The organism is Protofrankia sp. CiP1_Cm_nod2 (genome assembly GCF_920664355.1).
Taxonomy (GTDB): Bacteria; Actinomycetota; Actinomycetes; order Frankiales; family Frankiaceae; genus Protofrankia.
In genome coordinates, this window is the sequence record NZ_CAKKTL010000265.1 from 1 (window position 1) to 6589 (window position 6589).

Consider the following 6589-nt stretch of genomic DNA (forward strand, 5'->3'; position numbering starts at 1 on the left):
TGGGCGTCGGCAAGGATCTGCACCTCGACGTGCCGCGCGGAGGCCAGGTAGCGCTCCACGTACAGCCGGCCGTCGCGGAACACCGTCTGGGCGCTGGCGCGGGTCTGGCCGTAGGCCCGCAGGAACGCGTCGGGCTCGTGCACCACGCTCATCCCGCGCCCGCCGCCGCCGGCCACCGCCTTGATGATGACCGGGTAGCCGATCCCGGCGGCGAACTCCGCGGCCTCGTCGGCGTGCTCGAGCGCGTCCCGGCTGCCCGGCAGGAGCGGCAGCCCCGCGTCCGACATGATCGAACGGGCGCTCGCCTTGTCGCCGAGACGGCTCATCACCGATGCCGGTGGGCCGACGAAGGTGATGCCCTCCTCCTCGCACACCTCGGCGAAGTCCGGGTTCTCCGAGAGAAATCCGTAGCCGGGGTGGATGGCGTCGGCGCCCCAGCCGCGTGCCGCCTCGATGACGGCGGGGATGTTGAGGTAGCTGGCCTTGGCCGGGCCGGGGCCGATCTGCACCGACTCGTCGGCGAACCGGACGACCGCCGAGTCACGGTCGGCTGCGGAGTGGACCGCCAGCGTGGCCAGCCCGAGCTCGCGGCAGGTGCGGGCGACCCGCAGCGCGATCTCGCCACGGTTGGCGATCAGCACCTTTTTGATCATCGGCCCGGGCCCGCCCGGTCGGCGTCGCCGGTGGCCACCGTCAGCAGGGGCTGGCCGTGCTCGACCGGGGTGCCGTCGGCCACCAGGATCTCCAGCACCCGGCCGGACGCGTCCGCCTCCACCGGGATCATCAGCTTCATCGCCTCGATGATCGCCACCTGCTGGCCGCGGGCGATCAGATCACCCACGGTGACGAACGGCTTGGCCCCGGGCTCGGGAGCCTGGTAGAACACGCCCACGGTGGCGGCACGCAGGATGTGCGCGTCGGCGTCCGCCGCGGCCGACCCGGCCACCGGCGATGCCGGCCCGGCCTGCTGTTGGACAGGCCCGGTGCTGGCCCCCGGCACCGGTCGCACCGGCACCGGCGGCGCTGCCGGTGCGACCAGCTCGGTGGACGCCGGCGGCGCCGCATCCGGCCAGGCGATCTCGATGAAGACCTCGCCGGCCGCCGCCCGCACCCGGCTGGGCACCCGGGACGTCTGCGCGCTCAGGGCGAGCAGATGATCGCGGAGTACTGTCATGATCTCGTCGAGCTCGCCGGCGCCGGGCACCGCCGTCCGCACCGGCGGGACCCCGTTGACCTGGACCGGGCTCATCAGGCGCTTTCCTTCTCGTCAAGACCGTCCCGGTCGCGGCCGCGCTGGTCACGGCCGTCCCGGTCGTCATCGGCACCGTGGCCGCCGACACCGGCCCGGTCGAGGTCACGGTCGAGGTCACGGTCGAGATCCCGATCAAGCTCATGGTCGAGCTCGCGGTCGTCGTCGAGTGCGGTGAGCGTGTCGGCGCCGAAACGGCGGAACCGCGCCCGGCGGCCGGTGACGAGGGTCATCTGGTCCCGCGGCAGCAGCCGCGCCAACGTGCTGGTCAGCGCGTCGCGCAGGGCGTGCGCCGCGAGCAGGTGGTCGCTGTCGGCGCCCCCCTCGGGCTCGGGCACCACACCGTCGACGATCCCGCCGCGCAGCAGCTCGCGGGCGTCCACCCGCAGTGCCGCCGCGGCCTTCGGCCCGGCGGCGGCGTCCTTCCACAGGATTGCGGCGCACCCTTCCGGACTGATCACCGAGTAGACGGCGTTGGCGCACATCAGGACGCGGTCGGCGATCGCGAGCGCGAGCGCGCCGCCGCTGCCGCCCTCGCCGGTCACCACCGCCACCACCGGGACGGGCAGGCCCGCCATCAGCCGCAGGTTCTCGGCGATCGCGACCGACTGCCCGTTGCGCTCGGCGTCGATGCCGGGGAAGGCGCCCGCGGTGTCGATCAGGGTGATCACCGGCAGCCCGAGCTTGGCGGCCAGCCGCATCGCCCGGGCGGCCTTGCGGTAGCCGGCCGGCGACGGCATCCCATAGTTGCGCGCGGACAGCTCGGCCGCGCTGTGCCCCTTCTGCGTGCCGATCACGACGACCGGTGTGCCCTCGAGGCGGCCGAGCCCGCAGACCATCGCCGGGCAGTCCTCCGACATGCGGTCACCGTGCAGCTCCGCCCAGTCCTCGATCATCAGGGCGATGTAGTCCAGGGTCGTCGGCCGGCCGAGCCGGCGGGCCAGCCGCACCGACTCCCACTGCTCCCGCGCGGGCAGCCGCTCCGGGTCGACGATCAGCGTGTCGCCCTCCGAGGGCCGCGGCACGGGCGGCCGCGCGGCCGACGGCTGGGACGCCGATGGGCGAGACACCGACGGCCGGGACGGTGCGGGCCGCGGCGCGGGCACGGCCGTGCGCGCCGCCCGGCGGCTGCCCACGGTCAGCAGCCGGGCCAGGGTGGCGCGCAGCTCGGCCCGCGGCCGGATCATGTCGACGACGCCGTGCCGCAGCAGGAACTCCGCGGTCTGGAACCCCGCCGGCAGGGTCTGCCGGATGGTCTGCTGGATCACCCGCGGGCCGGCGAACCCCAGCCGCGCGCCCGGCTCGGCGATGATGATGTCCGGCAGCGTCGCGAAGGACGCGGCCACCCCGCCGAAGGTCGGGTCGGTGATCAGCGCCAGGGTGAGGATCCCCGCCTCGTCGAGCTGCCCGAGGGCCTGGCTGGTCTTGGCCATCTGCATCAGGGACAGCACGCCCTCCTGCATGCGCGCCCCACCGGAGGCGGTCACCAGCAGCAGCGGTGTGCGTTCCCGCAGCGCGGTCTCGGCCGTCCGGGTGACGGCCTCGCCGACCGCGGCGCCGAGGCTGCCCCCCATGAACCGGAAGTCCATGGCCGCCACGACCACCGGGTTGCCGTCGATGCGGCCGCGGGCGCTGACGACCGCCTCGGCCAGGCCGGTGGCGGCCCGCGCGTCGCGCAGCCGGTCGGCGTAGGGGCGGCTGTCGACGAACCCCAGCGGGTCACTGTCGGCGACGACGGTGTCCACCAGCGCCACGGACCCGGGATCCAGCAGTGTCGTGAGCCGTTCGACGGCGGTCAGCGGGGCATGCCAGCCGCACTCCGGGCAGACCCGCAGGGACCGGACGAACCTCTTCGCGTAGATGATCGCCCGGCATCCGCCACAGACCAGCCAGGAGGTCTCCCGGGCCGCCGTGCCGTCCCTGCCGTCCCTGTCACTCGTGCCGTCCGCCTGCCTGGGCAGGGTGACTGTCATGATTGCTCCCACCGGTCAGAGTCCCGCTGCCGCGTCGGTCCGCGGCGGGGACGGGATGTATGTGGCGCAGCGCGCGGGCAGGCGCACCCCCGCGGACCGCAGGTGGCCGACCCGGCTGGTGAAGGCGGCGCCGCGCATGATCTGCGCGGCGATGTCGGCCACCCGCCGGTTCTCCACCGGGGCCAGGTAGGTGCCGGCGGCCCAGGTGTTGAACGCGCCCATCGCCGGCCCGCACCAGATCTGGTAGTCCGTGGCCCGGCCCGGCTCCCCCGCGATGCTCCAGCCCGAGGACAGGCCGAGGTACCAGCGGAAGACCAGCGCCATCCGCCGCTTCGGGCTGTCGGCGGCGCGGGCGATCTGGTCGGGGTCACGTTCGGTGAAGAACCGCACGGTGTCCGCCCAGACGTCGTCCAACGGCCGCTGGAAGATCTTGCTTTCCAGGGCGTCCCGCTCGGCGGCCGGGATCGCCTCGATGCCGTCGTGGGCCCGGTAGACCTCGTACAGCCGCCGGGCCCGGCTCGCGAACATCGTCCCGCGTCGCAGGACCTGGACCTCGACGCCCATCTCGAACATGTCCGCGGACGGGGCCATGGCGCAGTCGGCCGTGCCCGCGCCGGCCAGCAGCCGCTTCGTCGCCGGCGACTGGGACGCCTCCACCGACGCCTGGTTGACCGACCCGGTCACCACGTAGGCCGCGCCGAGGGCGAACGCCGCCGCGGCGGCGGCCGGCGTCCCGATCCCGCCGGCCGCGCCGACCCGGACCTGCCAGGGCTGGCCCGACCCGGCCAGCTCACGCCGCAGCCGGTCACGCAGGGCGATGATCTCGGGGAGCAGGACGGTCAGTGGCCGGCGGTCGGTGTGGCCGCCGGAGTCCGCCTCGACGGTGACGTCGTCCGCCACCGGCACCCCCCGGGCGAGCTCGGCCTGCTCGGCGGTGACCAGACCGGCCTGAAGCAGCCCGCGGACGACCGGCTCGGGCGCCGGACGCAGGAAGCGCTCGGCGACCTCGGCCCGGGAGATCTTGGCGACCAGCCGGTTGCCGGCCCGCACCCGGCCGGAGGCCGCCCGGGACAGCCCGGCCAGCCGGTAGCGCACCACCTGCGGAGTCAGGTCGAGGAACGCCGACGCCTCCACGCAGCGCACCTGGTGGCGCAGGCACAGGTCGACCACGTCGCGTTCCATGGCCAGCTCGTTCGGGCTGTGGATGAGGTTGCAGGCGAACCCCGCGCCGGCGGGCACCCGCCGGCCGATCGTCGCCAGCGCCTCGTCGACGCGGGCCGGCAGCACCCCGGCCGCGCCGAAGGAGGCCAGGAAACCCGCCCCGGCCAGCGCCACGACCAGCTCCGCCGACGCGATCCCGTTGGCCATCGCCCCGGCCATGTACGGGTGGCGGACGCCGTGGTCGCGGGGGAAGTCCGGCGATCCCAGCCGCTCGGGCGGCGCCGGCGGCACCGCCGCGAGCACCTGTATGCCGGGGCCGAGCAGCCGCTCGTCGTTGGTGGCCGCGATCCCCCGGGCGTCCCGGACGACGAAGGCCGGCCGCTCCAGGGTGGCGAGCACGTCGTAGATCTCGTCCGCGCCGCGCGCGAGACCGGGCGCGCGGTCGGTCTCGCGGTCGGCGGCACGGCCGGTGACGCCGTGGCCGGCGTCCGCCGGCCGGCTGGGCGCGGCCGGGCCGGCCTGGGCGGTCACCATTGCGGGGCTCCTTCGTCGCGTAGCTCGACGGCCACATCGGTCAGTTCGTAGATGCGCATGGTCGGCTTCCACACGCTCGCGTCCGCCACCACCCGCACCCGGCCGGGCCGCCGCTCGACGGACTTGACGTGCACTTCGAGGGTGCTCTCGCTGTCCGTCGACAGGAACTGGCCGCGGTACTTCCAGATCATCGGCAGCCCGACCGGCAGGACGAACCCGGGCCGGGCGAAGCCCGCCGCGTGGCCGCCGTCGACGAGCCACTCCTGGATCGCCTGGATCACCGCCTCCACCCCGAGCGAGCCGGGGATGACCGGGTCCAGGACGAAGTGCCGGGCGAAGAACCAGTCGTGCGGGTCGATGGGGCGGGCCGCCCGCAGGTAGCCCTGCCCGTACCGGCCGCCGCCGTCGACGACCTCGACGTCGTCGAGCAGCGCGAGATGGCCCCGCGAGCACAGCGGCGCCGACGGATCGGCCCGGCGGGCGGCGACGTCGATGGTCCGCACCGGCGGGCGGGGCCGCTGCTCGTCCAGCCAGGTCGGCACGAGCCGGCCGGCGTCGAGCCCGCTCTGGCGGGCCAGCGCCGCCTCGTTGAAGTAGCCGAACATCGACTCGCCCTCGTAGACGGGCTCGTCGTCCACCGAGAAGCGGTAGGAGAACTCCTGCAGCACCGACCCGGGCATGGGGGTGGTGGACAGCAGCGTCGAGTGCTGCCGGAGCGTCCTGTCCCGCAGGTCCACCTCGCGCAGCAGCGTGGCGCTGCCGCCGAGGTTGCGCAGGCTGTGCTCCCCGCCCAGGTCGGTGAGGGTGGCACCCAGGTAGTAGCCGAGGACGAGCGCCGACTGCAGCGAGGTCTCCATGTAGACGCAGTTCGGCATCGACGCGTTGGCCGTGTCCTGGTAGTACCAGGAGTCGGCCGGCGAGTCGTACTCGGTCTGGTGGGTGGCGCCCCCGCGCAGGCTCTCCCGCTTCCCCCGCTCCCCCTGGACGGCGACGATCCGGTCGACCAGGCGCAGGCCGCCGTCGGGCAGCCGGGTCGCCCGGATGCCGCGGTAGCCGGAGAACTCCGGCCCCAGGGCGATGCCCGGATCCCCCTTGGAGCAGTGGGCCATGTGGAACTCGTTGAGCAGCACCGGCTCGCCGAGGCTGTTCCGGCGCCCGAGGAAGCGCGCCACGGTGCCACCGGCCTGCGGTCCGACCGGGACACCCGGCTTCTCCTGGACACCCAGCGTCACCCCCCGCACCCGGGCAACGACCTCACCGCTGGCGCGGAACTCGGCGTCGACGGACAGCCACGGCCGCGGGACGAGGTCGACACCGGTGACCTCCAGGGCCAACTCGACACCGGTGTCCGGCGTCGGCCCGAGGACCTCGACCTGATAGCGGTCCGGCCCGCCCGGCACGCCCGGCCCGCCCGGCACGCCACGGACGAAGGTGGCGTCGGCGAAGCCCAGGTGCAGGCCCAGGTACAGGGCGAACACCTCGGCGGCCTGCGCGGCCGCCTCGCCGAGGAGCACGGCCCGCTCCCCCGCCGGTGTGACCTCTGCCTGGACGCCCCGCTCCGGCCCGGCCTGCCCCGGTACGCCCTGGGCCCGGGCCGCCTCGACCAGCCCGGTAGCCGCCGTCAGGCCCGCGGCCACGGCGCCCGGCCGCAGCCCGGCGCGCAGCGCTCCGT

At 74.9% G+C, this 6589-nt stretch carries 4 protein-coding genes and 1 pseudogene; all 5 read right to left on the minus strand.

All coding sequences use genetic code 11. The annotated features are described in order from the left end of the window. On the minus strand, positions 1-653 hold a 653-nt coding region (locus tag NBW84_RS21185), incomplete at its 3' end, for a biotin carboxylase N-terminal domain-containing protein (RefSeq protein WP_445548795.1). After that, positions 650-1249 (minus strand): biotin/lipoyl-containing protein, encoded by a 600-nt coding sequence (locus NBW84_RS21190; protein WP_250286717.1) that lies wholly within the window; start codon positions 1247-1249, stop codon positions 650-652. The genes NBW84_RS21190 and NBW84_RS21185, both read right to left, overlap by 4 nt. Beyond that, the gene (accD, locus tag NBW84_RS21195) at positions 1249-3222 is read right to left on the minus strand and encodes an acetyl-CoA carboxylase, carboxyltransferase subunit beta (protein ID WP_250286720.1); all 1974 of its coding nucleotides are present in this window, start codon (positions 3220-3222) and stop codon (positions 1249-1251) included. Before accD ends, NBW84_RS21190 begins: the two co-directional genes overlap by 1 nt. A 15-nt stretch (positions 3223-3237) precedes the next feature. Beyond that, a complete protein-coding gene (locus tag NBW84_RS21200; protein WP_250286721.1) occupies positions 3238-4917 on the minus strand; it encodes a PfaD family polyunsaturated fatty acid/polyketide biosynthesis protein in 1680 nt (559 codons plus the stop codon). Continuing rightward, positions 4911-6589: pseudogene (locus tag NBW84_RS21205) on the minus strand (beta-ketoacyl synthase); the annotation flags it as partial. The pseudogene NBW84_RS21205 and the gene NBW84_RS21200, both read right to left, overlap by 7 nt.

Excerpts from the sequence above, each read along its gene's own strand:
- NBW84_RS21200 (WP_250286721.1), bottom strand. The coding sequence starts at position 4,917 with ATGGTGACCGCCCAGGCCGGCCCGGCCGCGCCCAGCCGGCCGGCGGAC.
- accD (WP_250286720.1), bottom strand. The coding sequence starts at position 3,222 with ATGACAGTCACCCTGCCCAGGCAGGCGGACGGCACGAGTGACAGGGAC.
- NBW84_RS21190 (WP_250286717.1), bottom strand. The coding sequence starts at position 1,249 with ATGAGCCCGGTCCAGGTCAACGGGGTCCCGCCGGTGCGGACGGCGGTG.